Source organism: Streptomyces sp. NPDC058000 (assembly GCF_042886435.1).
Classification (GTDB): Bacteria; Actinomycetota; Actinomycetes; order Streptomycetales; family Streptomycetaceae; genus Streptomyces.
Genome location: NZ_JBHVQS010000020.1, coordinates 24,674 through 51,341, shown reverse-complemented (window position 1 = coordinate 51,341; position 26,668 = coordinate 24,674). Strand labels below are relative to the sequence as shown.

Annotated in this window: 27 protein-coding genes; 16 read left to right on the top strand and 11 right to left on the bottom strand. The window is 69.9% G+C overall.

Annotated features, from left to right (window positions below):
* The first annotated feature begins 142 nt into the window (after positions 1-142).
* Positions 143-1,090 (top strand): phosphotriesterase, encoded by a 948-nt coding sequence (locus tag ACFVT2_RS20705; protein WP_390019782.1) that lies wholly within the window; start codon positions 143-145, stop codon positions 1,088-1,090.
* A 214-nt stretch (positions 1,091-1,304) separates the two neighbouring features.
* Here ACFVT2_RS20705 and ACFVT2_RS20700 read toward each other — a convergent pair whose 3' ends face one another.
* On the bottom strand, positions 1,305-1,445 hold the full coding sequence (locus ACFVT2_RS20700; RefSeq protein WP_390019780.1) for a hypothetical protein: 141 nt from the start codon (positions 1,443-1,445) through the stop codon (positions 1,305-1,307).
* Between the two features lie 574 nt (positions 1,446-2,019).
* Between ACFVT2_RS20700 and ACFVT2_RS20695 the strand changes: the two genes are divergently transcribed.
* Complete coding sequence (locus tag ACFVT2_RS20695) at positions 2,020-2,550, top strand: DinB family protein (RefSeq protein WP_390019777.1); 531 nt, start codon at positions 2,020-2,022, stop codon at positions 2,548-2,550.
* A 751-nt stretch (positions 2,551-3,301) separates the two neighbouring features.
* On the top strand, positions 3,302-3,448 hold the full coding sequence (locus tag ACFVT2_RS20690; protein ID WP_390019774.1) for a hypothetical protein: 147 nt from the start codon (positions 3,302-3,304) through the stop codon (positions 3,446-3,448).
* Between the two features lie 88 nt (positions 3,449-3,536).
* Here the strand turns inward: ACFVT2_RS20690 and ACFVT2_RS20685 are convergent, their stop codons facing one another.
* Positions 3,537-6,263: a glycosyl hydrolase gene (locus ACFVT2_RS20685; RefSeq protein WP_390019772.1), complete on the bottom strand. Its 2,727-nt coding sequence runs from the start codon at positions 6,261-6,263 to the stop codon at positions 3,537-3,539.
* A gap of 226 nt (positions 6,264-6,489) precedes the next feature.
* Positions 6,490-7,563 carry a hypothetical protein gene (locus ACFVT2_RS20680; protein WP_390019770.1) on the bottom strand — a complete coding sequence of 358 codons (1,074 nt, stop codon included), beginning with the start codon at positions 7,561-7,563 and terminating at the stop codon, positions 6,490-6,492.
* A 192-nt stretch (positions 7,564-7,755) separates the two neighbouring features.
* Here ACFVT2_RS20680 and ACFVT2_RS20675 point away from each other — a divergent pair, with 192 nt between their 5' ends.
* Together ACFVT2_RS20675 and ACFVT2_RS20670 are read left to right on the top strand one after the other, a co-directional pair.
* Positions 7,756-8,415 (top strand): MFS transporter, encoded by a 660-nt coding sequence (locus tag ACFVT2_RS20675; RefSeq protein ID WP_390019768.1) that lies wholly within the window; start codon positions 7,756-7,758, stop codon positions 8,413-8,415.
* Entirely contained in the window at positions 8,321-9,052 is a 732-nt protein-coding gene (locus tag ACFVT2_RS20670; RefSeq protein WP_390019765.1) for a hypothetical protein, read from the top strand. Before ACFVT2_RS20675 ends, ACFVT2_RS20670 begins: the two co-directional genes overlap by 95 nt.
* 126 nt (positions 9,053-9,178) lie before the next feature.
* Here ACFVT2_RS20670 and ACFVT2_RS20665 read toward each other — a convergent pair whose 3' ends face one another.
* Positions 9,179-9,736 (bottom strand): DUF3291 domain-containing protein, encoded by a 558-nt coding sequence (locus ACFVT2_RS20665; protein ID WP_390019763.1) that lies wholly within the window; start codon positions 9,734-9,736, stop codon positions 9,179-9,181.
* A gap of 427 nt (positions 9,737-10,163) precedes the next feature.
* Here ACFVT2_RS20665 and ACFVT2_RS20660 point away from each other — a divergent pair, with 427 nt between their 5' ends.
* The 9 genes from ACFVT2_RS20660 to ACFVT2_RS20620 all read left to right on the top strand — a co-directional run bounded on the left by ACFVT2_RS20660 (position 10,164) and on the right by ACFVT2_RS20620 (position 17,619).
* Positions 10,164-10,361, top strand: a complete 198-nt coding sequence (locus tag ACFVT2_RS20660; RefSeq protein WP_390019761.1) for a hypothetical protein — start codon at positions 10,164-10,166, stop codon at positions 10,359-10,361.
* The gene (locus ACFVT2_RS20655) at positions 10,325-11,005 is read left to right on the top strand and encodes an ISL3 family transposase (RefSeq protein WP_390019759.1); all 681 of its coding nucleotides are present in this window, start codon (positions 10,325-10,327) and stop codon (positions 11,003-11,005) included. The genes ACFVT2_RS20660 and ACFVT2_RS20655 overlap by 37 nt, the downstream gene beginning before the upstream one ends.
* The gene (locus ACFVT2_RS20650; protein ID WP_390019757.1) at positions 10,891-11,190 is read left to right on the top strand and encodes a transposase; all 300 of its coding nucleotides are present in this window, start codon (positions 10,891-10,893) and stop codon (positions 11,188-11,190) included. Before ACFVT2_RS20655 ends, ACFVT2_RS20650 begins: the two co-directional genes overlap by 115 nt.
* A 273-nt stretch (positions 11,191-11,463) precedes the next feature.
* Positions 11,464-12,267 (top strand): hypothetical protein, encoded by an 804-nt coding sequence (locus ACFVT2_RS20645; RefSeq protein ID WP_390019755.1) that lies wholly within the window; start codon positions 11,464-11,466, stop codon positions 12,265-12,267.
* Positions 12,268-12,490: 223 nt separating this feature from the next.
* Positions 12,491-13,981, top strand: coding sequence for a PepSY-associated TM helix domain-containing protein (locus tag ACFVT2_RS20640; RefSeq protein WP_390019753.1), 1,491 nt, complete (start codon positions 12,491-12,493; stop codon positions 13,979-13,981).
* A 116-nt stretch (positions 13,982-14,097) separates the two neighbouring features.
* Positions 14,098-14,769 carry a hypothetical protein gene (locus tag ACFVT2_RS20635; protein ID WP_390019750.1) on the top strand — a complete coding sequence of 224 codons (672 nt, stop codon included), beginning with the start codon at positions 14,098-14,100 and terminating at the stop codon, positions 14,767-14,769.
* Positions 14,770-14,862: 93 nt separating this feature from the next.
* Positions 14,863-15,591, top strand: a complete 729-nt coding sequence (locus ACFVT2_RS20630) for a YcnI family protein (protein ID WP_390019748.1) — start codon at positions 14,863-14,865, stop codon at positions 15,589-15,591.
* Between the two features lie 145 nt (positions 15,592-15,736).
* Complete coding sequence (locus ACFVT2_RS20625) at positions 15,737-16,582, top strand: PE-PGRS family protein (RefSeq protein ID WP_390019746.1); 846 nt, start codon at positions 15,737-15,739, stop codon at positions 16,580-16,582.
* 416 nt (positions 16,583-16,998) lie between these two features.
* Positions 16,999-17,619: a sigma-70 family RNA polymerase sigma factor gene (locus ACFVT2_RS20620; protein ID WP_390019742.1), complete on the top strand. Its 621-nt coding sequence runs from the start codon at positions 16,999-17,001 to the stop codon at positions 17,617-17,619.
* Positions 17,620-18,025: 406 nt separating this feature from the next.
* Here ACFVT2_RS20620 and ACFVT2_RS20615 read toward each other — a convergent pair whose 3' ends face one another.
* Together ACFVT2_RS20615 and ACFVT2_RS20610 are read right to left on the bottom strand one after the other, a co-directional pair.
* On the bottom strand, positions 18,026-18,373 hold the full coding sequence (locus ACFVT2_RS20615; RefSeq protein ID WP_390019740.1) for a hypothetical protein: 348 nt from the start codon (positions 18,371-18,373) through the stop codon (positions 18,026-18,028).
* A gap of 416 nt (positions 18,374-18,789) precedes the next feature.
* Positions 18,790-19,350, bottom strand: a complete 561-nt coding sequence (locus ACFVT2_RS20610; protein WP_390019737.1) for a hypothetical protein — start codon at positions 19,348-19,350, stop codon at positions 18,790-18,792.
* 487 nt (positions 19,351-19,837) lie between these two features.
* Here ACFVT2_RS20610 and ACFVT2_RS20605 point away from each other — a divergent pair, with 487 nt between their 5' ends.
* Both ACFVT2_RS20605 and ACFVT2_RS20600 read left to right on the top strand, forming a co-directional pair.
* A complete protein-coding gene (locus ACFVT2_RS20605) occupies positions 19,838-20,182 on the top strand; it encodes a hypothetical protein (RefSeq protein WP_390019735.1) in 345 nt (114 codons plus the stop codon).
* Between the two features lie 348 nt (positions 20,183-20,530).
* A complete protein-coding gene (locus ACFVT2_RS20600) occupies positions 20,531-21,211 on the top strand; it encodes a phosphatase PAP2 family protein (RefSeq protein ID WP_390019733.1) in 681 nt (226 codons plus the stop codon).
* A gap of 12 nt (positions 21,212-21,223) precedes the next feature.
* On the opposite strand, the gene ACFVT2_RS20595 is transcribed toward ACFVT2_RS20600, so the two are convergent.
* The 5 genes from ACFVT2_RS20595 to ACFVT2_RS20575 all read right to left on the bottom strand — a co-directional run bounded on the left by ACFVT2_RS20595 (position 21,224) and on the right by ACFVT2_RS20575 (position 26,666).
* Positions 21,224-22,555: a glutamate-1-semialdehyde 2,1-aminomutase gene (locus ACFVT2_RS20595; RefSeq protein ID WP_390019962.1), complete on the bottom strand. Its 1,332-nt coding sequence runs from the start codon at positions 22,553-22,555 to the stop codon at positions 21,224-21,226.
* A gap of 85 nt (positions 22,556-22,640) precedes the next feature.
* Entirely contained in the window at positions 22,641-23,192 is a 552-nt protein-coding gene (gene rfbC / locus ACFVT2_RS20590) for a dTDP-4-dehydrorhamnose 3,5-epimerase (RefSeq protein ID WP_390019730.1), read from the bottom strand.
* Complete coding sequence (locus ACFVT2_RS20585) at positions 23,165-24,427, bottom strand: polysaccharide pyruvyl transferase family protein (protein WP_390019728.1); 1,263 nt, start codon at positions 24,425-24,427, stop codon at positions 23,165-23,167. Before ACFVT2_RS20585 ends, rfbC begins: the two co-directional genes overlap by 28 nt.
* A complete protein-coding gene (locus tag ACFVT2_RS20580) occupies positions 24,424-25,371 on the bottom strand; it encodes a glycosyltransferase family 2 protein (protein WP_390019726.1) in 948 nt (315 codons plus the stop codon). Before ACFVT2_RS20580 ends, ACFVT2_RS20585 begins: the two co-directional genes overlap by 4 nt.
* Positions 25,368-26,666, bottom strand: coding sequence for a hypothetical protein (locus tag ACFVT2_RS20575; RefSeq protein WP_390019960.1), 1,299 nt, complete (start codon positions 26,664-26,666; stop codon positions 25,368-25,370). Before ACFVT2_RS20575 ends, ACFVT2_RS20580 begins: the two co-directional genes overlap by 4 nt.
* Positions 26,667-26,668 lie beyond the last annotated feature (2 nt).

Sequence of the window (26,668 nt, the reverse complement as noted above, 5' to 3'; positions counted from 1 at the left end):
TGCGGGGCTACCGGCAACTGGCCGTTCTCGACAGGGCGGCATGCTCCTGGCGGTGCCCCGTATCACTGCCATCACAGGTCGAAGATTCGTGCAGTGGCCGTGGGGAGTCCCTGCCGGCTGCTTCTGCTTCGTACGGTGGAGGATGAGCATCCGTACCGTCCTGGGCGACATCCAGGCGCGGGAGCTGGGACGCACTGACCACCACGAGCACCTCTTCCAGGTCACGCCGCTGCTCCCCGTGGACGAGCTGGACGACGAGAACCTCAGCGGCCAGGAGGCGGCTTCCCTGCGGAAGGCCGGTATCGACGCCATGGTCGAGGCCACCCCGATCGGCCTGGGGCGCAACCCGTCCGCAGTGGCCCGGATCGCCGCCCGCACCGGTCTGCACATCGTGCTCACCACCGGCGCCCACCGCGAAGCGCACTACCCCGAAGGCCATGTGCTGCTCGACGCAACCGAACAGCGCATGGCAGACCGCTTCGTCACCGACCTCACGGCCGGCGCGGACGACACCTTCGCCGCACCGGACGGCAGCAACGCCGCGCCTGGCTCGGGCATCCGTGCCGGGCTCCTCAAGGCCGGCATCGGATACTGGTCCATCTCCGCCTTCGAACAACGCGTACTCGCCGCCGTCGCCACCGCCCACCGCAGCACGGGCGCATCGGTGATGGTCCACCTTGAGCACGGCAGCGCCGCTTTCGAGGTACTTGATGCGCTGACCGGTGCCGGAGTCCGCGCCGACCGGATCGCCCTGGCCCACATCGACCGCAATCCGGACCCCGTCCTGCACGCCGAACTCGCCGACGCAGGATGCTATTTGGGATACGACGACATGGCCCGACACCGCGAATGGCCCGACTCCGCACTGCTGGAATGCCTAGCCCGGGTGGCCGGCTCCGGCGGAGCGGAACGCATCCTCCTCGGCGGCGATGTCACCCGCCGCACCCGCTACCGCGCCTATGGTGGCATTCCGGGCCTGACCTATCTCCCCACGCGCTTCGTCCCCCGACTCCAGCGCGAACTCGGCGCCGAGCACAGCCACCGGATCCTCGTCGACAACCCGGCGCGGTGGCTGGACCGGGCGCCGTGAGGCGAAGCCGGGAGCTCCGTTCTCCGATGCGGTCGCAGCGATGAGGATGCGGCTCGGGTTGAGGCCGATCTCGAGCAGTTCGAGCCCTGGTCCGTCCGGGACGTTGTTGGCTGGTTCCTGGCAGCGGTCGAAGGCGACCTGGTAGGTGGCTGCGGAGCGCAGTCCGATGATGTTCCAGCGCTTGAGGACGCTGACACCAGGGTGGTGCGCGGAATCACGACGGCCAGCTGTGCCAGCGGCCTGTTCCTGTCGCGGGCGATGACGAGGAGGTGGTCGGCGATCCGGCGTTGGTGGAGAACATCTTCTCGCCGGACAGTTCCGGGTAGTCGCCGCAAGGGGTGGCGGTGGTGGTCACGCTGACGGGTTCGTTGCCGGCGACGCGCTCACTGCCGAGGGGGCCAGGGAGCAGCCGGAGGCGCTGACGCGTTCCTGTACTGTCCACAGAGCCGCGACGGCCTGTTCCCCATCGTGGGTGATCGTGTCGGGTGCGGCTCTCCTCAGGGAGCTTCCAAGCACTGCGCCGGCCTCGCTACACTCCGGCGGCATGGCCGATCGCTCTTCGACGCCGTCGAGCGAGCACAGCTCAGTGACCTGTTCGGCGAACTCGGTTCCCAGGCACCGACTCTCCTCGCAGCGTGGACGACCCGCGATCTTGCCGCACACCTGGTCCTCCGCGAGCGCGACTACCTCGCCGGCCCCGGGCTGGTCCTGCCCGGTACGTGGGGACGCTTCGCTGAACGACGACGAAGAGCGCTCGCGCTGACGGACTTTGCAGAGCTCATCGCGACGATCCGATCGGGGCCGCCACCAGGCTTCTTCCGCCTCCCTCACCCCGCAGCGCGACCGGTCGTGGAAATCGGCAGGTTTTGCGAATTCGATGATTGTCCAGCATCGCGATTTGTCAGCAGTGATGGCTACCCTCTCGAGGCATGATGCACAGAACTGAATCCCCACCGGAACCAGCGGTGACTCTCAACAGTCCAATGCAGCTTCTGACGGAGTATCTCGACTTCTATCGAGACGCTGTGCTTCGCAAGTTGGCGGGCCTGTCCGAGGAAGAACTGCGGCACAGCCCACTCCCTTCGGGCTGGATGCCTCTGGCTCTCCTGAAACATCTGGCCTACGTGGAGCTGAGGTGGCTTCAGTGGGGATTCGCCGGCGAACACGTCGAAACGCCATGGGGTGATCAGGAATCTCGTGGCGAGCCCTGGCACCTCGAAGCAAACGAGACGCTGGCGGACGTCACGGCGTTCTTCGAGCAGCAGTGCGCGCGTTCCCGCGAGATCGTGGCAGGGGCACGTCCGGAGGACCGCGCCGCCACGCTAGGGGGCCGTATCCCCGCAGACGAACATCGCCCGACCCTCATCTGGATCTTGTTCCACCTGCTGCAGGAGTACGCGCGCCATGTCGGGCACCTCGACATCGTGCGTGAGCTGCTCGACAACACCGTTGGCGAGTAGGCCGGGGTGACATGCCGCGCGCGAAGCGGCCGCCCGCGGCTTTTAGTGCAGTCGAAGGACCCAGAGTGCCAAGCGGCCGCAGCGCCACCGCCCGGCGGTTCCGCCTTTTAGCGCCACTCTCAGAAGAGGACAGGGTCCCTCCACTCGCCCTCCGCCGTAGACCGAAAAACGGAACACGAACGGCGCGATGTTTTCGTGCGCGCAGCCAAGACCGAAGCGCTCTCCTGAGCGAGGCCGAAGCGGCCCGCGCCCTGCCGCGACATGACTGCTGCGGCGCGGGCAGAACTGCGGTCCGAACCGGATGAGCGGGTGAAACGTCACGTCGGCAGAGCGAAGTGGCTTGAGGCAGCTGGTCTGGTTTGTGCCCCTGCCTCCCGTGTGTTGTACGAGGAGAGGAGTTGGAATTCTGAGCAGAATGCGCCGCCGGCACCATCGCGTACCGCCCCGGCTGTGGTTGTGGCGGGTCGTCCTGCCTGGCGTGTTGACGGCCTGTGCGGGTGGCGCTGGCCCACACGGCGCGTCAGCGCCATCGGACTCCTCGATGAGACCGTCAGGAACACCGGCTGTCTCAGCCGGCACCGGGCAGCCGTCCGCTGGTCCGAGCAGCTCTTCCGTACCGTCTCTGACTGTGACGCATCGGCCGCAGGACTCCGCCGTTCGGCGGGTGCGCCTACGGGCCGGCGGGGCCGTGACCGTAGTGCTTCTGCCTTCTCCGGATCGGCCGTGGTCGAAGCCGCGCAGCAGCAGTCCGATGGTGGCCACCATCACGTCGGCCGTCACCGAGTCGGACGGGACCGCGCGGATCACCATTCGGGGTGCGCGGACGGGTGTTGCCACCGTGAGCTGGGGTGATGCCTTCACCTTGCGGCTGGACGTCGCGGCCTATCAGGTGCAGTGATGCAGAAGCCGGACCAAACGTAAGGCGGCCGGTGTGCCTCCTCGGAGGAGAGGCACACCGGCCGCCACTGGTGGTCCGGGCCGACGCTTCAGTCCTTGCGGGCCTTGAGGCTGCGTGGGTTGAAGGACCAGATGCCGCGGCCGTGTGTGGCGGCGTAAAGGTTGCCGTCCGGGCCGGGGCGGAGCTGGAGCGCGGCCGTGGTGGGCAGGCCGTCGCCGAGGACCTGCCACTGGTGGACGCCGGGGGCGCGGTAGAAGACCGCGAGGTCGGTGCCCAGGGCCAGGCCCCCGTTCGGCAGCAGCTTCACCGTGTCGGCGGGGACGTCGGGGAGGTTCGCCGAGATGTCCTTCCAGTCGACTCCGCCGTTGGTGGACTCGAAGACGTGGCCGGTGCCGGCGCCGGGGCCCTCGGTCCACTTGCGGGAGAAGCCGTTGACGGCGACGAAGACGTGGTCAGGGTGGTTCGGGTCGATCTCGAAGGCGGAGATGTAGCGGTTGGGGACGGTGCCGTCGACGGGAAGGTCGAGCTGGTGCCAGCCGGTGCCTCCCCCAGACTCCGTCCGGGAGGTGCCCCCAGCCTTGCCGACGGCGATGCCGCGGGTGAAGCCCTGACTGTCGCAGGGGCCGCACCATCCGGCGTAGACGGTGCCGCCGGAGGAGGCGACGGCGGTGGCCACGTGCCCTTCTCCGAGGTCGAAGGCGCTGGTCCACTCCTTGCCGCTGCGGATGCCGAAGCCCTTGGTCTGCACCCACACATGGCGGCCACCGGCGATCCAGGTGGCGGCGTTCTTGGCGTCCGCGGCGATGGGGGCGATGAAGCGGGCGCCCTTGCCGCCCTGGTCCTTGTCGGGCGGTGCGACCTCGTACTCGGTGGCCTTGGTGGGATCGGTGGTCCAAGCGCCGTTGTTCACGCCGCAGTTCTGGGTGACCCACATGTCGAGGTAGACGTATTCCTGGGCGATGTTGCAGCCATCGGCGGGATCAACGATGGTGTCGGCGCCGTCGCCGCCGAAGTTCGATCCCATGACTGTGTCCCGGCCGCGCAGGATCGACTGTCCGTTGTCCTGCAGACCGCCGCTCACCGAGACCCCGCCGTACTGGCGGTCCCTGCCCACGCCCACGGAGTAGTACTGGAGGGTGTCGATGGTGCCGTCGTTGAGCGACTGCCAGTCCTTGGCATGGCCAGCGGAGTCAACCGCTCCGGCCAGTGGGCGGCGGTAGATGCCGCCGTCGTTGCCGGCGTACATCCAGGGCTTGCCGTGGTACGAGCCGATGGCCACGGCGTGTTGGTCGGAGTGGGTGGTCGGGAAGCAGTCGCCGGTCTGCTTGGCCGGGTCGATGTTCCAGCAGGGGAAGGGGAAGTTCCAGTACGGGCCGGGGGTGACCCAGCTGGTGCCCCCGTTCTTGGTCTCGAAGACCTCCTCCAGACCCAGGTAGACGTGGTCGGCGTTGGCGGGGTCGACCTGGAGGAACTGGTTGTACCAGGACTGGATGCCCGGCTGGTAGCCCGCACTCTGGAGCGCGGAACCGGACGCCTTGAGCTTGCTGTAGTCCGCGATCTGCGTCCACGGTCCGAACGGCGAGCCGTTCTTGGAGACGTAGACGCCCTTCAGCCCGCTGTCCGGGTTGCTGCTCAGCTGCTTCGGGGACTGGTCGATGGCGTAGAGGCGGGAGCCGTCGGCCGCGGCGGCGAAGGTCACATTGCCGACGTCGTCGCTGCTGGTGGGCAGGTCGCCCAGTGCGCCGGCCCGTTGCCAGCGGCCGTCCTGCTCGGCGTACAGGCCGTTGTACTCGTCGCCGCCGCGCCAGCCCACCGCGAGCAGGACCCGGCTGGGGTCCTTCGGGTCCACCGCGATGTCGTTGGCGATGTTCTTGTACGGCGCGCTCGGGTCGTCGGCCTTGGAACCGCCTGGTAGATAGTCCGGGTTCGGGGCGAACTCCAGCTTCCACGGCCCGGAGAGTTTGGTGATGGAGTGGGACCACACACCGCGGCTGGTGGCGGCCCATACGCGGTCGCCCGTGAAGCGCAGCGCGTGGATGACGGTGCTTTCCAGCTCCGCACCGCCGACCCGGTCGCCGGGCCGGAACGTGCCGCGGTGCGGGTCGCTCAGTACGTAGACGCCTGTGCCGACGAAGGCGGTGGCGCCGGTGTTGGACTCACCGGTGGCGTACCAGAGTCGCTTGGAACCGTCCAGTGCGAGCGTGCCCGTGGAGAGCGAGGGCAGCTTGTCGGCGATCGGCTGCCAGTGTCCGCCGCCGGTACGGGACCGGAACACACCGCCGTTGGCGCCGCCGGCGTAGACGTAGCCCTGGTCGTCGGCGGCGATACCCGTGATCCGCCCGGTGATCTTTCCCGCACCGCCACTCGAATTGGAGTTGATGTCGCGGTATCGCGGGTCGTCCGCGTTGTAAGGCCGCTTGGTGACGTGGCTCCACCCACCGGGCGTGTGGCGCATGGACTGCAACTGCTGCCAGGCGGCTCCGTATGCACCGGGCGCGATCACACCAGGCGCCGTACGGGCCTCGGTGAACTGGGCGGTGGCCTCGGCCGAGTTCTCGGCCTCGTCGCCCTCGTCTGCCCCGCCCCCTGCGGTGAGACCGGGCCCGAGCAGGCCGTTGAACTGCCCTGAGTGCACGAGTTTCGCGTGCCGATGGCCTATCTCGGCTTGATGGCGCACGTTCCAGGGCTTGGGCTTGCTGTTTCCTGCTGTGGTTCCTGTTGCCGCGAAGGACTGGGTTCCGGCCAGTCCGAGTGCGGCGGCTACGACGATGCAGGTTACGAACCGTCTGCGATACCGATGCCGATGGGGCATCATGCGCTCTCCTCCCCGTCACGGGCGCCGGTGTGCCCGATAACTGGGGGAGATCTTGGCGTGCTCGCGTCAGCGTCGGATATGGGGCGTTAGCAAATATGGTCTGAAGTTTGCGATTGGCTTGGTTTTGGGGTGCGCTGGACCATGGGTCGGTCAGGCTGACATGCCCGCTGGTCGGTGCCGGCCCGACTGGGATCGAGGCCGTGCCGGCACCGCTTCGGCTCGCACATCAGCGCGCGGTGCGCAGGGGAACACGTCCCGCGCCGACGCCCGGGTTGGGCGCCGAGTCGTGCGCGGCCTGCTGCGCCCTTACCGGGCCGCCGTTGACGGCGAGGCCGCCCGCGGTGTGCATGGCCTCGTCGAATGCCTGGCCGCCTGTCGGAGCCTTGCCAACGGCGAAGACGGAAACCGCCTTGCCGCCGATGACGGAGGTGGAGAGGTAGTCGCCGACCATGCTGCCCTGGGTGGTGCCGGCTATCTGGTTCAGGGACATCGGTGCGGCGATGGTCTGGGCCGTGTTCCAGGTGGAGCCGCCGTTGGCGGGGGAGAGGTGGCCGACCTCCAACTGGCAGGTGGAGGCTGAGCAGTTGGCCTTCGGGTAGAAGTAGTAGTAGAGGCCGATCTTGGCCGTGTTGCCGGATGAGGTGACGTCGACCTCGATGTAGCAGCTGCCGTAGTGGGGGCTGCCGGTCGAGTTGTCGCAGACGATCCATTCCTTGTCGTAGCCCTGGCCGTCATTGCCCACCGCCATGACCGGTTTATGCCAGTTCGTGCCGTTCGGAGAGCGGCTGACGGTGACGCCCGCGCCGTTGACGTTGGTGTCGATGACCAGGCCGGTCACCATCCAGGTGCCGTGCCTGGCGTCGTAGGCGACCGAGAGGTCGGAGGCCCGGGCCCAACTGCCGCCGCCTTCATAGGTGGTGATGCCTGGGAGCATGCCGTGCTGCCACGTCGCGCCGCCGTCGGTCGAGGCGTTCCAGCCGATGTCGGACGCGCCCCCATCCGTGAACCGGCCGACCTGCGACGAGCTCACGATCGTGTTGCCGTGGGCGAACGTGTCGGGCTCCAGCTCGGTGGCGTGCTGGCTGGAGGAGTTGGTGAAGGGGTCGCTGCTGACCTGTGCCAACGCCGCCTGGGGAGAGGGCCTGTGAGAGATCGCGGTGGCGGAGGTGATCCCGGCGGCTGGTTGGGCGGCGATCAGGGTTCCGGTGAGCGCGAAGGTCGCGGCCGCCGTGGCGAGGGCGGCGAGCCGTCGCCTGCCGATTGCGCGTGATCTGAGGGGTATGCGTGAGCTGTTTGGCATGGAGGTTCCCCTGTCGTCGGCGGGAGGTCACGTGGGGCGTACGTGCGGCGTGCGGGGAAGTGCAGGGGGATTGCATGAGCGTGGGCGTCGGGGCGTGCCGGGGAGCGGGTCGTCGGCGCGGTCGCGTGCGCTGCCGACGGCGCACGGAACGCACCCGTTCCCCTCCGTTCACTGCCCGCCCGCTACTGGCGGGTGGTCGCCGCCCTGACCCTTTTCGCCCTGGTCAACTTCCCCGACGCACTCCTGCTCCTGCGCGCCCATCAACTCGGCCTCTCCACCGCCGCCGTCATCGCCGCCTACGCCCTCTACAACCTCACCTACGCCGCTGCCTCCTACCCCGCCGGAGCCCTCTCCGACCGGCTGCCCCGCCGCACCGTCTACGCTCTCGGCCTGCTCTTCTTCGCCGCCGGCTACCTCGGACTGGCCTATGCCCACCAGAACTGGCAGGTCTTCACCGTCCTGGCCCTGTACGGCGGCTTCAACGCCTGCACCGACGGAGTCGGCAAAGCCTGGATCTCCACCCTCGTCCCCGACCACGCCCAAGGCACCGCCCAGGGCCTGTCCCAGGCACTCACCGGCATCGGCGTCCTGGCCGCCGGCATCTGGGCCGGCCTGGCCTGGAACGACAACGGCCGCACTCCGCTTGCGACGTTCGGTGACCAGGCCCGCAGCCCGCCACCTCATCCGGCGATTCAGCTCGCTACGGATCGTCGAACACCATCCCGTCAGCACCAACGCGGCCTTCGCGACCATCCAGGTGCTGCTGGGACTCGGCATCGCCTGGCGCCCTACCGTCAAGCCCGCGCTCGCCGCCTCGATCGCCTGGTCGCTCGGGGTCTGGTGGTTCGGTGAAGGCGTCGGCGGGGTGCTGACCGGCACCGCCAGCCCAGTCTCCGGCGCCCCTGGAGCCGTCATCCTCTACGCGCTTCTGGCCGTCCTACTGTGGCCCACCCGCAGCGAAGCCGAACCTCGGGAGCGGTCATGGTTCGTGGCCGAGCGCCCCGTCGGCATGACCACGGCGCGGCTGCTGTGGCTGGTGCTGTGGGGCAGCCTGGCGTACTTCGCCGTTCAGGCAGGCAACCGCAGTGGCGAGCGGCTCCACGACACGATCTCCCAGACGGCCTCTGGCCAGCCCGGCTGGCTCGTGTTCTGCGAGAGTTCGCCGAATTTCAGATTGAGTTGGTCTCTGGGTTGGCTGGTGCTGCCTTGGCGAGTTGAACAGCTCGGGTTCGGACTCGGTGAGGATGCCGCGGGTCGCCAGGCGTTTCAGCCTGGCGCGGGAGTTTTCGGTGTGCTGGGCCTCGGTGCCGCGGCCGAGTGCCCGGCAGACCTCCTTGGCGCGGAGTCCTTCTCCGGTCTCCCCTGGCACTTGGCAGCGCTTCGCCGCACCGACGGCGGCTGGACCCTCATGCCCCGGGCGAAGGCCGCTGAGCTGGGCCGCCTGATCGAGTGCGACGGACGGCCCAGCCACCAGGGCTGGCAGGACTGACAGCGGCCAGGCGGAATGGTTCTGATCCACTTCTTGTGGGCCGGTGACGCGGCATCACGATCCCCTGGTGTTCGCCGTCATTCAATCGGGCGTTTGACAGCGGACCCAGTCGTTCAGGCTTCCTTGTCAGCGAACCTGGTCGCTCTTCGGCCCGATGCCTTTGATCCTGGTCGGAGTTCCCTCCGGGGCGAACGAGTGGTGGAAGGCGAAGGCGTGCGGCGCGGAGCCGTGGTCGTGGAGGTGTTCCAGCCTGGAAACCCCGTCCCGCCAGGTGGGTATCACGCCGTCGGAGACCCACCAGCACACGTAACTCGGGTGTCCTGTCCTCTCGAACCAGTCGTAACGCCTGTTCAGCGCCTCACGGTGCAGACCGGTGTAGATGGCGTCGAAGGCGGGGCGCAGGTCGGTCCAGAGTGAGAGGGCCGCGTCCAGGGCGGTGGTTTCCACCGTACGGCCCTTGCCGTACCAGGTCGGTACGGCGAACTCTCCCCAGGCACCCCAGTCCAAGTCGAAGTGTGAGCCCCGGTTGCCGTCTGCCGCTACAGCACGCGCGAGGTATCCGGGGTGCTGGCTGATCTTCCGGTAGATGGCCGCGCCGCTGTCGTGGAGCTCGCGCGTGAGAGGTGCGGGATCGGCGAGAGATGACTTCAGGACGCCGAATGTGTACAGAGCAAGATGGGGCATGCGTCTCTCCCTGGTTGGGGGTGCCTGGTGTGGACCCGGTTCGGTGGCTTGGGCATGAGGGCGAGGATTCGTGGGCGTGACCAGCTCATCCCGTCGCGGGTGGCTCAGCCTGAAGGAACTCCTGTGCGACCGTGGGCGATCGCCGAAGACCAGGTGAAGGTAGCTGCCTCTGCGGGCCATGTCGAAGTTGCGTTTTCCCTGTCCAAGTGGCCTCTTGCACCGGTCATTGTGGGAGCTGGGGCGGTGTCGCTGCCTGCCGTCGTGGAAGTCCTCATCGGCCCGGCAACTGCGGAGATGCAGCATCGACAGCTCCGCTCAAGCTGGTGTGCCGGGGCGATGCCAGCGGCGTCGACTGGGTTGGATGACGCAGCGACTGGGTTCGCTGTCAAAGGACACCTGGAAGGATCGCCGTCCGTGTGATTGCAGCGTGCTCTTGACGGGCTTCTCCCAGCTGGTGCCCGTGGTGGTCGAGCAGGTCATGGTGGACGATGACGTGGTGTCCTTCGCGGCGCGGACGGTGACCCGGGAGGCGGCCTGCCTGGGTGCGGTGCGGTGTCTGGCCGCGTCCACGGCGGATACCGGCGGCGCTTGGCTGACCTCGCGGTTGCTGGGAGGAAGATCGTGATTGACCTGGCAGTGCGGCGGTTCCTGTGCCCGGTGGCGGAGTGCGGTCGCCGTACGTTTGTCGAGCAGGTGGACGGTCTCACTGAGCGGTTCGCGCGACGCACTTCGTCCCTACGCCGCGCGCCGGAGAAGATCGCGCTGGCCTTGGCTGGGCGCCCGGCGGCCCGTTTGGCTGCGCACCTGTCCGTCCCGACCGGCGCGAACTCCCTGCTCAGACTGGTGCGCAGGCTTCCTGACAAGCACGTCGGCGCTGCACCGCGGGTCCTGGTTGTGGACGATTTCGCTCTGAAGAAGGGCCACGCCTACGGGACGATCATCTTGGACGTGGAGACCGGGGAGCGAGCGGACGTCCTCCCCGACCGCACTGCGGACACCCTCGCCGCCTGGCTACGGGCGCACCCCGCAGCGGAGATCGTCTGCAGGGACCGGGCCAGCGCCTACGCCGAGGCCGTGCGCACCGCCTGCCCCGACGCGATACAAGTGGCGGACCGCTTCCATCTGTGGAAGAACCTGATCGAAGCGGTCGAGAAATGCGTTGCCGCACACCGCAGTTGCCTGGCCGAGCCTACCGGCGAGCCGGCACCACCGAGCGCCGTGGCAGCGAGTTCGAGAGCTGGCTCGCCCGCGCCGAGAACGCCGGGATGAAGCCGCTGCAGAGCCTGGTCCGTGGCCTGCGCCAGGACTTCGATGCTGTCATCGTCGGGCGAACCTTGGAGTGGAGCTCGGGCAAGGTCGAGGGCAATGTAAATGGGGTGAAACGGATCAAGGGGGACGGGTATGGTCGCGCCGGATTCGACCTTCTCCGCCCGCAGATACTCCTCGCTCACTGAGCATCATGACGCTCCGCAACCGCCCCACAAGAAGTGGATCAGAACCATCTCGACTGGCCACCAACACAGGACTGATCGGTTCGGCTGAACCACGACGCGGTATGCCGCCGCGGAGCCCGGTCGTCGGTGGCAGCGTCCAGTGCGCGTGCGCCGACGGGATCGGCGGGCGGGCGGCAATGATCAAGCTGGCGTTGATCGTTTGGACACGCCTGGTCGGCATTCGGCCACCCCCTGTCCGAAAGTGTCTGAGCCCCTTGGCATGATGTCGGCGCCATGCCTGTCACCGCTGCTGTGCGATATGTCCGGGCCGCGGTTTTCGCCGCGGTCTGCGTCGTGCTGTCCGCGGCAGGGCATGCCGTGATGTCCGGTCCGGCGATACCGGGGTGGGCGTTGGCGGCGGCCGCGGTGGCGGTGTTCGTGTGCGCCGGGCTGGCCGCCGGCCGTGAGCGGTCCCTGCCGGTCATCGCCGGCGGGGTGCTCGCCTGCCAGGGCGGCCTGCACGTGTTCTTCTCCTGGGCGCAGGGGATCGCGGCACCTGCCCAAGCGCCCGGCAAGGCCGCGGCCTGGGCCGATCTGCTGCTGTGCGGCCACCCGGGCCCGGCGGGATCGACACCCTTCCTTGACCGGTCGATGCGGCAGGTCGTGCGGGCTGCGGGCATGGACTGGGACAGTCCGCCCGTGCGCCAGCCCGCCGGGGGAGTGGCTCGCGGCGGTTCCCCGGCCGACGCCATGGACTCCATGGCCGGCATGCGCACCATGGCGGGCATGCACCCCATGCCTGCCATGCATCACGCCGGCTTCGGCATGCTGGCGGCGCACCTGTTGGCGGGCCTGGTGTGTGCCTGGTGGCTGCACCGCGGTGAGCGTGCGCTGTTCGCGCTGCTCGCTGCGTTGGCCGCCGCTGCCGACCGGCCGCTGTACCGGCTGCTGCGGCTGCTCCTCGCGGGCGTGACGGTGCCCGTCGCGCACGTCGGACCCCGGCGGGTCCGGCCCCGGGCCGCGGCCGCGCAACCGCATTTGGCGGTTGTCCGGCACGCCGTCATTCGCCGCGGCCCTCCGTTGTCCTTCTCGTACTGATCCCGCGTGGTGTGCGGGCTCCGCCAGCCGGGGCCTGTGCTTCGCCGTGCCCTGCGCGGCGCACACGCGGCATCCCGGACGGCGTCCCGGTACGCCCGTCCGTCGCCCGGCGGCCGTGTCTGTACTCGCGGCTGCCCGGATTCCTGCTGCGATCACCTGCGGTCGGCGCTGCCCGACCGCGGGGTACGACGAAAGACGACTTGCGATGACGCACGCCCCGAGCGTGTCCGAAGACAGGCCGGACACCATGCCGGACACCCCTGCGGAGACCGAACCGGACCGCGGCACCGACCGCGCACGGCCCTCCCGTAACCAGCTGTACAAGACCCTGTGGCGCTGGCACTTCTACGCCGGCCTGCTGGTCACCCCACTGCTGGTACTGCTCGCCGTCACCGGCGGCATCTACCTGTTCAAGCCCGCCTACGAGAACTGGGTCTACAAGGACCTGCGCACCGTCCACGCCGCGCAGAGCGCCAAGCCGGTGCCGCTGGCCGCGCAGGTGGACGCCGTGCGCAAGGCGAAGCCCGAGGCGACCGTCCAGTCCGTGACGCCGCCGAGCGATCGTGCGCACAGCACGATGGTCACCCTCGCCGCCGACGGCGGCGGCCCCTGGGCGCCGACCGTTTCGGTGTACGTGAACCCCTGCGACGGCAAGGTGCTGGGGACGGTCGACAACGCCAGGACCTTCATGCAGAAGGTCCGCGACCTCCACGGCAACCTGCTCAGCGGGACGATCGGCGACCGCCTCGTGGAACTGGCCGCGTCCTGGGCCGCGATCCTGACCTTTACCGGCCTTTACCTGTGGTGGCGGGCCCGCGCACGTCGCGGCCGGACCGGGCGGCGCGGGCTGCGCCGCTGGCACGCCACCGTCGGCGCGGCCGTCTCCGTCTTCCTGCTGCTGCTCATCGCCACCGGCCTGCCGTGGACGGGCTTGTGGGGCCAGCAGTTGCAGAAGGTCATCACCGCGACGAAGCAGGGCGCCCCGAGCGCGGAGGACTACAAGGTCTCCTCGAAGATCCCGGCGACCACCGCCGACCGCCTCACCTCCAACCCCGACACCTCCGTGCCCTGGGCGGCGGAGAAGGTCCAGGTCCCGACCTCGCAGGCCGGTGGCCAACACGAGGGGCACGAACGGCACGCCGCTCGCATGGGGGGTCAGGGCGGAAGCGGTGCCGCGCCGGGCAGCCTGTCCATCGAGCAGGCCGTCGCCGTCGCGCACCGTGAGCGCGTGCCCGGCACCTTCACCGTGACCCTGCCGCAGGGCCCGAGGGGCGTCTACACGATCTCCGGCAAGTCCGAGGCGGACCCCGCCAAGCAGCGCACTCTCTTCCTCGACCAGTACTCCGGCAAGGTGCTCGCCTCCTACGGCTGGCCCCAGTACGGCCTGCTGTCCAAGCTCGTCGAAGAAGGCATCGCCCTCCACCAGGGCGAGCGCTTCGGCCTGCCCAACCTCTTGGTCGCACTAGGCACCTGCCTCGCCGTCATCGGCATGGCCGTCAGCGGTGTCGTGATGTGGTGGCGCCGCCGCCCGACGGGCAAGGGCCTGGGCGCACCCCGCCGCGCCCAGGACGTCCGGGCCACCCGTGGCGTCGCGCTGATCATGCTGGTTCTCGGGGTGGCCATGCCCCTAGCTGGGATCTCCATGCTGGTCGTCCTCACCCTGGACTGGCTGGTGATCCGCCGGATCGCCCCGCTGCGTCGCTTCTTCGGCTGAGCAACGAGCCGGCATCTGGCCAACAAGCCGGGAGGGGAGCACGCTTCACCCAGGTGGCGCGTGCTCCTCGCCCGGCGCGGACGCGAAACCAAGGTTTGCGAAACGAAGGTCTGCGCATGAGGACGAAGGACCGCTACGCGCTCCGGCCTGAAGGGGAAGGCACGGCCGTCGCGTATGCCTCCCCGGCGCTGCGGATCCTGCGCGCCACGGTGTTCGCCGTGGTGTGCCTGACGCTGTCCGCCGCAGGTCACCAACTCGCGGTGGGCTCGGCGCCACCGGTGTGGGCGGACGGGACCGGGTTCCTCGCCGTCCTCGTTCCGGGCTATCTGCTGAGCGCCCGGGAGCAGTCACTGCCGCGGATCGGCGGCGCCATGCTCACCACCCAGGGCGGCCTGCACCTGGCCTTCGACGCCGCCCAGTCCCCGGCCCGGCGCCTGACTGCCACCGGTACGCCGACGGTCATGCACGCCACGCGGATGATGGCGCACGCCCACTCGATGAGTGCCCATGCCGCCGCGGCACACACGGCGGCGGCCCTGCTCGCGTCCTGGTGGCTACGGCGGGGCGAAGCAGCTCTGTGGTCCCTGCTGCGCAGGGCCATGACGCTGGTGCCGGGGCTGCTGGCGTGGAGGGGTGCCCGTGTGGGCCGGCTGCCCACTCTCGCGTACACGGTCATCCCCGTCGGGCGAGCAGCCGGGCAACGGACCTTACGCCAAGTCCTACTGCGCCACGCCGTGTCACGCCGCGGCCCACCACTTCCGGGCCCGTACCGAGTTCTGCCCGAGTGAGCCGTCCAGCCGTTCCCCGCAACGGCGGCCTGCCCACCCACACCCCTCGGCGGCCGATCACCGCCGCCGGACGACCATCAGTACGGAGTCCCCATGTCCCCGAAGCACACCACCCTCCGGCGCGCTCTGCGCCGTACCACCCTCGTCACCACCCTCGCCGCAGCAGGGCTGCTCACCGCCGCGGGCTCGGCCTTCGCGCATGTGACGGTCCACCCCGACAGCTACCCGAAGGGCGCCACCGACGGCACCCTCACCTTCCGGGTCCCGAACGAGGAGGACAACGCCGACACCACACAGGTCCAGGTCCTGCTGCCCACCGACCACCCCATCCCCTCGGTGCTCGTCACTCCTGAGCCCGGCTGGACCGCGCAGGTGAAAACCACCAAGCTGAAGAACCCGATCAAGACGGACGACGGCACCATCAACGAAGCCGTCTCGGAGATCACCTGGACCAAGGGCAAGATCGAGCCCGGCCAGTACCAGGACTTCAGCGTCGCCTTCGGTCAACTTCCTGACAACACCGACCAGTTGGCCTTCAAGGCGCTCCAGACCTACTCCGACGGCAAGGTCGTGCGCTGGATCGAAGTGCCGAAGTCCGGTCAGGCAGAGCCGGAGAACCCGGCGCCGGTGGTGAAGCTCACCAAGGCCGCAGACGAAGCCTCCTCCTCCGCCTCCGCGGCTCCCAAGGCTTCCACCGCCGCCGCGAGCGACTCGACCACCCGGGCCCTGGGCATCGCGGGCCTGATCGCGGGAGTCCTGGGCGTAGGAACGGCCGCTGTCGCCCTCTACCGCAGCCGCCTCGCCCGCCCGCAGCGCCCGTAGCCAACCGGGACACCGGGCACGCCCTGGGGGGCGGACGCAGTGTTGCTACCACCCCCCAGGGCTTCCACGAGAGATCACTCGGGCTTGGAGATGTACCTTGCCCTCACCCTCCCAAGTCGGCGGGGCGGCTGGCACGATGTCCAACATGACTGCCGGGTCGGTTTCACGCGCCGTGCGCGCCGCGATCTTCGCGGTGGTGTGCGTGACGACCGCGGCTTTGGGCCATGCGTTGATGTCCGCGCAGCCCTTGCCCTGGTGGGCTCTGGTCGCCGCGCTCGGTACTACGGGCTGGGCGGCCTGGTGGCTGGCGGGGCGGGAGCGCGGCGCGTTCGCGGTGACCGGTTCCACCGTCGTGGCTCAGCTCGGTCTGCACTCCCTGTTCAGCTTGGCGCAGAGGTGCCAGGCCGGTACGACTGTCGCGGTCGCGCCCGAAAGGCAAGGCGCGGTAAGGCTGTTGCGCGGTGCGTCGGGTGCCGGTCCTGTGCTCGACGTGCAGGCGTCGGCGGCCCGGATACTGCACCAGGGCGACTTCGGCCCGGGGACCACCCACCCGCCCCCACCGACGCCGATGGACGCCATGCCCGGGATGAGGGGCCTGGCGGGCACGGTCGACATGCCTGCCACCTCTGCCGCACACATGGGCCATATGGACCAAATGGCCACCATGCACGGCGATATGAGTATGAGTCAGATGCATCCGATGCATGCCGGCCACGGGGCGCCCGGCATGTTCCTCGCCCACGCGCTGGCCGCGCTGGCGTGCGGGCTGTGGATGTGGCGCGGCGAGGCGGCCGCGTTCCGGCTCGCCCGCAGCATGGCCGCGGTGTTGTTCGCGCCGTTGCTGCTGGTCCTGACGACGCTGGGGTGGATCGGCCGGAAGCCGTCCATGTGCCCGGTGACCGCCGTGGGGCACGTCGTACGCCTGCGTGGGGTGTTCCTGCAATACGCCGTCTCCCGCAGGGGCCCGCCCGGGCACTCCATCTGCTGCTGACCGCTCGTCCTGGAACTTTCCCGGCACCGCCCGGGATTCCGCAATGCCGTCATCGACGCCATCGACGCCCTCGATGTCGTTGATGCCGTCGATGTGAATGTCGTCGATGACGCCGCGATGCTGTTGATGTTGTCTGGGATCCCCCACTCCCCTTTTCTGTAGGGGGCATTGCTTCGGTGGCGGGCGGAGTACCGGCGTGTCCGCGCGGCTGCCTGTGACATCCGTGAGAACTGTTGCCCCGCACGCCGGCCTTGGCCCTGCGGTGCTCCGGCCTGCCCGTAGACGCACGCCCGTCGGCCGTCGTCCCTCGACGTCGTCGCCGCCCTTCGTACGGGGTGCTCGGGGGCTCGGAGTGCCGCTCAGCGACGGGCTGTGCCATGCCTCGGTACGGCCCGCACCTCGAAGGACACATGGCGATGATTCCTGCCCTTGTCGGTCCGGCCCGTGGCAAGCCGACCGCAGTAGACAACGAGCAACTGACCAGCTTGGCGCTGGCCGCGCGGGACGGTGACCCGGTCGCCGTCGAGCGCTTCGTCCGCGCCTCCCACCATGATGTGTGGAGGTTCGTAGCGCGCCTGAGCGGCGACCCGAACAGCGCCGACGACCTCGCCCAGGAGACGTTTCTGCGCGCCCTCACCGGCCTGCCGCGGTTCGCCGGACGCTCCGGAGCCCGCACCTGGCTGCTCTCGATCGCCCGCCGCGCGGTGATCGACCGCTACCGGACCGCCGCCGCCCGTCCGCGCATCGCCGCCGTCGAGGACTGGCAGGCGGTCGCCGAAGCCCGGCAGCCCAGCGGACTGCCGGGCTTCGACGACGGACTGGCGCTGACCGAGCTGATCGACGCGCTGGACGGCGAGCGGCGCCAGGCGTTCGTGCTCACCCAGCTGGTCGGGATGCCGTACGCGGATGCCGCGGCGGTCGTGGGCTGTCCGATCGGCACGGTGCGCTCCCGGGTGGCCCGCGCCCGCGCCGACCTCATCGGCTGGTTGACGGCTGCCGAGACCTGTGGGGGAGTCCCCCAGGTGGTCGCGGTGTGAGCGGCCCCGGTTCCGGGTGACCACGGTGTTGCCGGTACGCCGCCCCATAAGGCGGACAGCACCCGCCCGGGCTGGCTACCGGCAACCTGCTGGCGCACTGCCGCCGGCCTCTGACGGCCCGCACTGGGAGAAGACCAGTACGACCTCCACGCTCACCGAGATCGTCGTCGAGGGTGAGGCGGGTGGCCTGGGTGCCCAGACCGCGTCTGCGGGCTCCGGGGGCGAGCATGACGATGTACTCGGCGGTCCGGACTGCGTGGTCGGGTAGGAGGGTGGCGACGCCGGCGGGTACGGGTCCGCCGGAGGTGCGGTCGTAGACGGTGCAGGGGATGTTCTCGCCACGGAGTTGGTGGGCCATGCCCTCGGTGCGTGACTCCAGGGAAGGCCGTGCGGAGTAGCTCGTAGTTCACACCCTGAGAGCTCGCACGGCTGCCCTCATTTCATGCTCGGGTCCCCGGGATGTGTCCGGGTGGCTGCACAGGAAGAGCCCGGCGCTGAGCAGGACGAGGTTCTTGACGACGAATTCGCCGGTCATGGTCAGCTGCCAAGGGTTGGCGTGCTGGAAAGCGATTCCCGGGAGAAAGACCAGAACGCTGAAGGTACTGAGCATGTGGGCGGCGAACAGAGGCAGCAACCACTTGAGGCGACGTCCGGACAGGAACCAGAGACCTACGACGATTTCCAGGCTGCCCACCGCAGAGACGAACCAGGTCGGGGTGGTGAACGGCACGGCATCGCGAACGAGCTTGCCCACGGGGGTGCAGTCAGCTGCCTTGAGGGCCCCGAACCATACGTAGACGGCCCCGAGGGACAAACGCAGAGCAAGAAGTCCATGACGGTTGAGCTGGCGCAGAGCGAAGGTAAGTGACGGCATGTTTCTTCTCGATTTCGGCATCTAGCGATTCGCCTTCCAAGATCTCCACAGACGGTTTCGCCATGCGAGTCCCCCAAAGGAATCGCCATGGCGCGCAACCGGCGAATATTCCCGGCCTGAAGGTTCTGGGCTTCGGCTACCGCCGCCAACCCAGACTTGACGATCGAAACCGCAATGATGGTTCGACCCGACAGTGGTCTCGGCGCTGCCCCAGCTATCAGCTGGCATTGAGCCGGCGCGCGGACATCCGCGCACATCGGCAATCCGCCCATCGACCCGCGTGCGGGGACGAGCGGTCAGCAGCAGACCGGAAGTGCCGGCGGACCCCTGCGGAGGACGGCGTATCGCAGCGGCCACGCGCACAGCCGCCGAACGGGACCGTAAGCGGCCCCGGGACGTACAAGGGAGGTCGGGCCGACGTAGGCGAAGGACCGCCGAGCACGCCGCAGCGGCGCGAAGACCGAGGCGACCAACGACCGGCCCAGGCGGAATGTCGCCGCCTCACCGCACCACAGCCACAACCCGCAGATCAGCGCGGCCAGGCCATGCGCAAGCCCCATGCCGAGGGACCAGGAGTGTCCGGTGGCCGCCATGCCCACGGAGCCGGACATCCCGCCCATGCCGTCGTGCGCGGCCATCGGTGAAGACATTGCGGATGCCGTCGGCAACTGCGACAGGCTGAACACGGTGTGCAGCACGAACTGCGCAGCCACGGCGGAGCTGGTGACCACGAGCGCGCCGCGCTCCCGTCCGGTGAGCCACCACGCGCCCACCGTGGTCGCGGCGAACGCGTACGCCACCACCCATACGGGCGTGGTCTGACCGGACATCAGCGCGTGCCCCAGAGCAGATGCCACCACACACACCGCCGCGAAGACAGCAGCACGTGAGAGGCGGAGACCAGGCCCAGGGGTCACGGCCGCCAGCGTAGTACCAGCAGCCCAGGCAAATGGGATGCGAATGGCATGTTTCCGTATTTTTCGACATATCCGGGCAAGTGCGCACCGTCGTCGCGCTCACAGTCGTCGGCGGGTGACCTGCACGGGTGTCCAGAACATCCACCTCGCGTCATCACGTGCGCTATGAGTCACACCCTCGCACCGGAACTCGCACTCCCGGTTGCCTGCGCTCTCGACGGCGAGTGAACACAGCGCCTCGACGCCGTCGAGGCACAAGGCCCGCCTGCGGATCCCGTCTCTGCCTTCGCCGCCCCACTGGCATCCAAGGCCGCCGCCAACTTCTCGGTGTTCCCGCCGATGACCGGGCCATCTTCGAATCTCGACTCCGCCTGCTGTTCACCGGCACCCCGGAACGGAACAGGTCGTCACCGCACGCAGCGAACTGATGGACCACCTTGACGCCCTGCTCACCCGGAAGGAAGGGCACCAGGAGGAGGGTCTGCTTGACGACCTCGTGCGGTATGGCGGCGGCGAGGGTGGCCTGGACCGTTTCACGCTCGTGCGGATGGCCGTGATTCAGCTGACGGCCGGTCAGGAGACCAACGCCAACATGATCTCGATCGGCACCTGCGCCCTCCTCCGCACCCCCAACGCCTCGTTGGCGAGGAAAGCGAGCACGGCGCCGTGGTTCGAGGTGAAGACATCCGGCAGGCCGCCGATCGAGGTGGTTGAGAGGCTGGGGAGGGGAGGAGGCGCAGGGGGCGGCGAACCCGATTGTTGGCTAGGGTGACAACTAGAGGACGATCCCGATGCAGTTGACCAAGGCCATGGCCAGGCTGGCGAGTTCGGGACTGCACAGACTGTGGTGGCCGTGACGATGCCGTTTCCGACCTGCCCACGGGAGCCGAGGTATGACGGGACACATAGGCCGTGGCGTGCCCGGACTTACGGGCACCGGCGTCGTCCGGAAACAACGCCCCGCCGTCGTCGGGCGCGGGCAGTGGCTCCGCCAACGCGGTCGGCGTCTTGTTGCGGTCCCGGGGCGCCAGCAGGGCGGCGACGCAATCCCACAACGCCCGACGCTGCGCACGGCAGACAAGAAGGTCACTAACGCAGGTCGACCGGACGCGGTGGGCGTGTGACCGGCCGGCCGGTGCCCGAGGTGCTGCCCCCGTCGCTGCGCGCGCGGCTCGGACTGATTGCGGCCCTAGCCGCGCTGGTGGTCGTCGTGCTCGGGGTCCTGTATGCCGACGACCGCAAGCCCGGCATGGTGGATGCGCGGATCTGGGCGGCGATGGACGGTGTGGGGCCGTCGTGGCGGTACGTCGCTCTGTCCATGGACTTCTTGGGGGAGCCCGCCGGATCGGCGACGCTGGTCGTGGCCACCGTGACGGGCTGCCTGCTGCTTCGGCGTCCTCGCGCAGCGGTGTTCGTGGTTGCCGGGGTCGGCATGACCGTGGGGACGGCGACGCTGATCAAGTCCCTGGTGGGACGCACCATCCACGGCGACAATCTGTCCTACCCGAGCGGGCACACCGCCTTCTTCACCGCGCTCTCCGTCGTGGTGGCGCTGCTCGTGACCGGCCGGCTCGGCCTCGGCAGGGCGGTCGGCACACTGCTCGTGCTCGCCGTGGCGCTGGTGGCCGGCGCCGCGATGGGATGGGCGCAGGTCGCCCTGGGTGCGCACTACCCGACCGATGTCCTTGGGGGCTGGTGCACCGCGCTGGCAGTGACATCGGCGACCGCGTGGCTGGTCGACCGGGTGGCCGACCGGCTGGTCGACCGGATGGCCGACGCCGGTCGGTGGGAGCGTCGCTGACGTCACGTCACGTCATGCCGAACGGCGGAATACGGGCTTCACCGGGCGCCCACCCATCCACGGCGTGGGGTCGGCGGCGTCCAGTGCCTTCCGGTACACCGCACATGCCTGGGCCACCACCTCGACGGTGCGATCGATGTCGGCGTCGTCGAGCGCGCTGCTCACCACGAACGACGGGGCCAGCACTCCGCCCGCGAGGAGCCGGCGCAGGAACAGGGTGCGGTACTGCTGCGACGGCTGCCGGTTCTCGTCGAGGGTGGCGAAGACCAGGTTGCTGGCCCGGCCCCGGACGGCGATGTGGTCGCCGACGCCCATGCTCGCCGCGGCGTCACGGACACCGGCGGTCAACCGCTCGCCGAGGGCGTGCAGTTGCGCGGTGACGCCCTCCTCGACGTAGGTGGTCTGCACGGCCATCGCGGCGGCCAGGGAGTGCGTTTCCGCACCGTGCGTGGTGGACAGCAGGAACACCCGGTCGCGCGAGTGACGCAGCCCGCCCCGCTCCATCAGGTCGCGACGCCCGGCCAGCGCGGAGACGGCGAACCCGTTGCCCAGCGCCTTGCCGAACGTGGAGAGGTCGGGGACGACGCCGTACAGGCCCTGGGCGCCTGCCTCGGACCAGCGGAAGCCGGTGATCATCTCGTCGAAGATCAGTACGCAGCCGTGCCGGTCGGCCAGCTCGCGCAGGCCGGCGAGGTACCCGGGAGTGGGGTCTCCACTGCTCCGGGGGCTCCTCCCGGCCGAAGGCTGGGGGAGGGGTTGAGAGTTCGGGGAAGGCTCGGTGTGGGTGGCAGGTTCGAGGATCAGGCAGGCGATCTCGCCCTGATGGCGGGTCAGCAACTCCTCCGTGGCGGTCAGGTCCCCGTAAGGGAATGACACGGTGAGCTCGGTGGTCGCGGCCGGAATACCAGCCGACATCGGCGTGGTGCCGATGAACCAGTCGTCGACGGAGAAGAACGGATGGTCGCCGCAGATGGCCACCCGCGGGCGCCCGGTGGCGGCGCGGGCGAGGCGCACCGCGGCGGTGGTGGCGTCGGAGCCGTTCTTCGCGAACTTCACCATCTCGGCGGTGGGCACCGTGGCCAGGAAGCGTTCCGCGGCCTCGACCTCCACGATGGACGGCCGGACGAAGTTGCTGCCGCGGTCGAGTTCCCGCCGCACCGCCTCGATCACGCGTGGGTGGCCGTGGCCGAGGCTGACCGACCGCAGGCCGGAGCCGTACTCGATGTAGCGGTTGCCGTCGATGTCCCATACGTGGGCACCGCGGCCGTGGCTGATGACCGGTGCCAGGTCCTCGGGGTACTGGTCGTCGCCTTTGGCGTAGGTGTGCGCGCCCCCGGGGATCATGTCGTGCAGCCGCTCGTTCGCCTGCCGCGACCGGGGCAGACGGAACTCTTCGGTGTCTTCGGTCTCTTCGGTGGCCACGCCTACCTCAACTCTCCATTTGCTGAAGGACCTCGGCGAGGCTCGGCGCCTGCCGGTCCCGCTGGGACATCGATGTGGCCGGCAGCGGCCAGGGGATGGCGAGCTCCGGGTCGTCGAAGGCGATCGTCACGTCATCGGCCGGATCGTGCGGGCGGTCGATCCGGTACGAGGTGTCGGCGGTTTCGGTCAGCGCCTGGAAGCCGTGCGCACACCCCGCTGGGATGTACAGGGCCGTCTGCGTCTCGCCGGACAGCTCGAAGGAGGCCACGTTGCGGTAGGTCGGCGAGTCCGTCCGCAGATCCACGACGACGTCGAAGATCCTCCCGTACGAGCACCGGACCAATTTGGCCTCGCCGGCGCCGGAGCGCAGGTGCAGGCCGCGCAGCACGCCCCGGACCGAGCGGGAAACGCTGTCCTGGACAAAGGCGTCCGGGTCGAGGCCCACCGAGCGGACCACGTCGGCGTCGAAGGTGCGGCAGAAGAAGCCGCGCTCGTCGGCGTACGGCGTCGGTTGGAAGAGGTAAGCGCCGGCTATCGCCGGGACTTCGGTCGCTTGCATGGAGCCTCCCGCGTGGCGTGGGCGTAGGTGTGGTCGGCCGCCGAGAACAGCGCGGTGGTCAAGTCGGTGAACTGGCAGTCGAGTTGCCGGGCGGCGGTCAGGTTCTTCTCGGTGAGCGTCTGCCGTAGCTCCGCCGATCGCTTCTCCAGCGCCCGGAACTGTTCGAGCAGCCGGTCGGCGTCGACCTCGCGAGCCGAGTGGCAGTATGCGCCGAGCCCCATCCGGTCCATGAGCGCGTCGCTCTTCGCCGCATAGCTGAGTGCGAGCACCGGCGTGCCGGTCTTCAGCGCGCAGATCAGGTTGTGGTAGCGGATCGCCACCGCGGTGTCGGCGGCGGCCATCTCCTTCATCAGGTCGGCCAGCGAGGCCGCCTCGGCGGCGGTGACCAGCGGCGAGTCCACCGCGTCGAGGATCGCGGCGACCACCGGCGCATCGCACCCGTCGCCCGTCAGGAGCCGGACCGGCCTGCCGTCCTCGACGAGCGCGCGCACGAAGCGCGTTGTGCCGTCCAGGTAGCGGCGGTGGATCTCCTCGGCTCGGGCACGGTCGTCGTTGCCGCCGCGGAAGTCCATGACGCCGACGCAGACCGGGCTCGGCGCGTCCGAGGCGGCGCTCGCCTCCGGCGTCGGCAGGGCGAATGCCAGGTCCGGGTAGACCGCGTCGCGCGCGGTGTCCACGCCCATCGCCCGCATCGCGTCGCGGGACTGGGCGTCCCGGTACGAGCGGTACGTGGCGAGCCGCGCCGACCAGCGCACCAGGGCCCGGGTCGGCCGGTTGCCGATTGCGGCGGCGCCGACGCTGACCAGCGCGACCCGGGTGCCGAACAGCCGGCCGCTCGCACAGAGCAGGAACAGCGAGTACGGGAAGCCCCACGGCCGCAGCGGCAGCGTGGCCTCCAGGACGCCCATGCCCGGCACGATCACCACGTCGTGCCGGCGCACCCAGGCAGCGGTGCGGAGGACGTCGACGAGTTTGCCCAGACCCTTCCCCGCGACCGCGCCCGCACGTGACGCGGTCCGGTACTCCCCGCGGTACCAGTGCAGCCGCGTCGCGGGAATCCCGTACCGCGCCGAGACGACCTCGGGCCCGCCGCACAGGGCGTCCACAGCTGCGTCCGGGTGCTCGGCGCGGAGGTAGCCGAGCACGGCCTCCAGCGATCCGTCGTTGCCGAGGTTGCCGGAGCCGAGCAGGCCGAACACCCCCACGCGCACGGGAGTTTCCCTGTCAGACGTCATGCCTGCCTTCCCTCACGTCCGGCGACGAGGGCGTCGACGGAGACGGTGAGCAGGGCCGGGTCGACCGGGGCGCGGTCCTCGACCCGCTCGCCGGCGCCCGGCCGGACCCGGCTGGTCATCCACGCGGTCAGGTGGCGGTAGCATTCGCGCCGGTCGGCCCGGGACAACGGCGCCCGCCGGATCAACGCGGCGAAGCCCCACAGGTACTCGGCGAGCAGCCGGGGCGTCGGGTGCAGCGGGCCCGCCCGGCGCGGGTCCAGGTTGACGCACCGGGCGCGCTTGCCCGGGTTCGCCCGCTCGGCGCGGGTGGGGTGGTCGCGGCGGAAGTACAGCAGCTCCGGCACCTGGTGGAAGGGCCCGCGCAGGACGATCTCGGCGACGAACGTGCGGTCCGCGTGGTGGTAGCTGTCGTGCGGCTTCACCCGGCGCAGCACCTCGGCCCGCATCACCCCGTAGAAGTCGTCGCCACCGGGCTCGAACAGGAAACTGCGGAAGCGCTCCGGCGGGTGCGGCGAGTCGGTGGCGATCCCGTACTCGTACGGGACCTTCACCTGGCCGTCGCCGTCGATGACCGCCTGGCCGGAGTGCGCGAGGACGACGTCCGGACGCTCGTCCAGCGCCGCCACGCAGCGCTTCAGCAAGTCCCGGGCGTAGAGGTCGTCGTGCGAGGCCCACTTGAACAGCTCGCCGCGGCACTCGGTGAACACGTAGTTGTGGTTCGGCGCGGCGCCGATGTTCCGGGGCAGCCGGAGGTACCGGATGCGTGAGTCCCGTGCGGCGTACTTGCGGCAGATGTCCTGAGTCCCGTCAGTCGAGGCGTTGTCGGAGACGACCAGCTCGAAGTCCTCGTAGGTCTGGCCGAGCAGGGCGTCGAGCGACTCGGCCAGGTACTCCTCGCCGTTGTAGACGGGCAGGCCGATGCTCAGCCTGGGGTGGGCGGTCATGAAGTCCTCACTTCGGGGGTGGGGTTGTGGTGGTGCTCGCGCAGGGCGGACCGCAGTTGCAGCCACCACACGGCCGAGCCGCTGACGGTCGCGGCGGCGACGCCCCAGGCCGAGCCGACGGTGCCGGCGACGGCCGCCCCGCCGAGCCCGCCGCTGACGTAACAGGCCGAGGCGAACAGCTGGCAGCGCAGGCTGCGCCGGGCGGCGGCGAGTGCGCGCAGCCCGGCTGCCGCGCCGGTGCCGAGGCCGGCGCCCGCGACGGCGAACGTGACCGGGACGATGAGCTGCGAGGCGGAGGGCCATACGCCGCCGAGCACGAGCTCGCCGAGCCGGTCCGGCATCAGCAGCAGCGCCCCGCCCCAGAGCAGCGCGGCGGCGGCCTGCCCGCCGCCCAGCAGGAGGCAGAACGCGCCGAGGCGGTGCGGGGCCCGCCGCAGCACCCGTGCCGCCTCCGGGACGGTGACCAGTGAAAGCCCCATCAGCACCGCGAGGAACGGGCCGAGCAGGAGCTCGGCGCCCCGGACCGCACCCACCGCGCCGACCCCGACCATCGCGCCGAGCCCGTACGCCCGGAGCTGGCTCGCGCCGCTGAGGGCGACGTTCTCGACCAGGTACCGGTAGCCGAGGTCGCGCTGCTCGCGCAGCCAGCCGCGCGCTCGCGACACCCGGGGCCGGATGCCTGACTGGAGGCAGCCGTACCCGGCGGCGACCGCGGCGGACCCGCCCCAGGCGAGCACGAAGGCGGCCACGCTGCCCACACGGGCTGCCACCACCATGGCCGGGACGAGCGCGACGCCCCACACCAGGTCGTTGACGAACGCCTTCCGCCCGGTGCCGGCGGCGAAGAACGCGAACCGCCAGGCGTCCTGCAGCAGCAGCGCCGGCAGCACGACGCCGAGGCAGGCGAACGCGGGCCCCACGGGGCCGCCGAGAGCAAGCCCGACCAACAGGCACGCCGCGCCGAGGGCGGAACCGAGGCCGAGCGCGGTACCCGACGACCGGGCCACCGCGGCGCGCCAGGACGCGGCCGGCACGCCGCTGAAGCGCACCACGAGCGGGTCGGTGGCAAGGCCGCGGGAGACGTTGAGCACCACGCCGTAGGTCACCCAGGCCAGGCTGAAGACGCCGAACGCGGCCACCCCCAGCGAGCGGGCCACGTAGACCCCCACCACGAAGTTGGACAAGCTGGAGGCCGCCTGGTCGGCCAGCCCCCAGGACAGCCTGCCGGCTACGGCCCGCCGGGCGGACCGGGCCGGTGGCGCCATGGTCTGCGGATTCTCGCCCTCGATGGTCATCG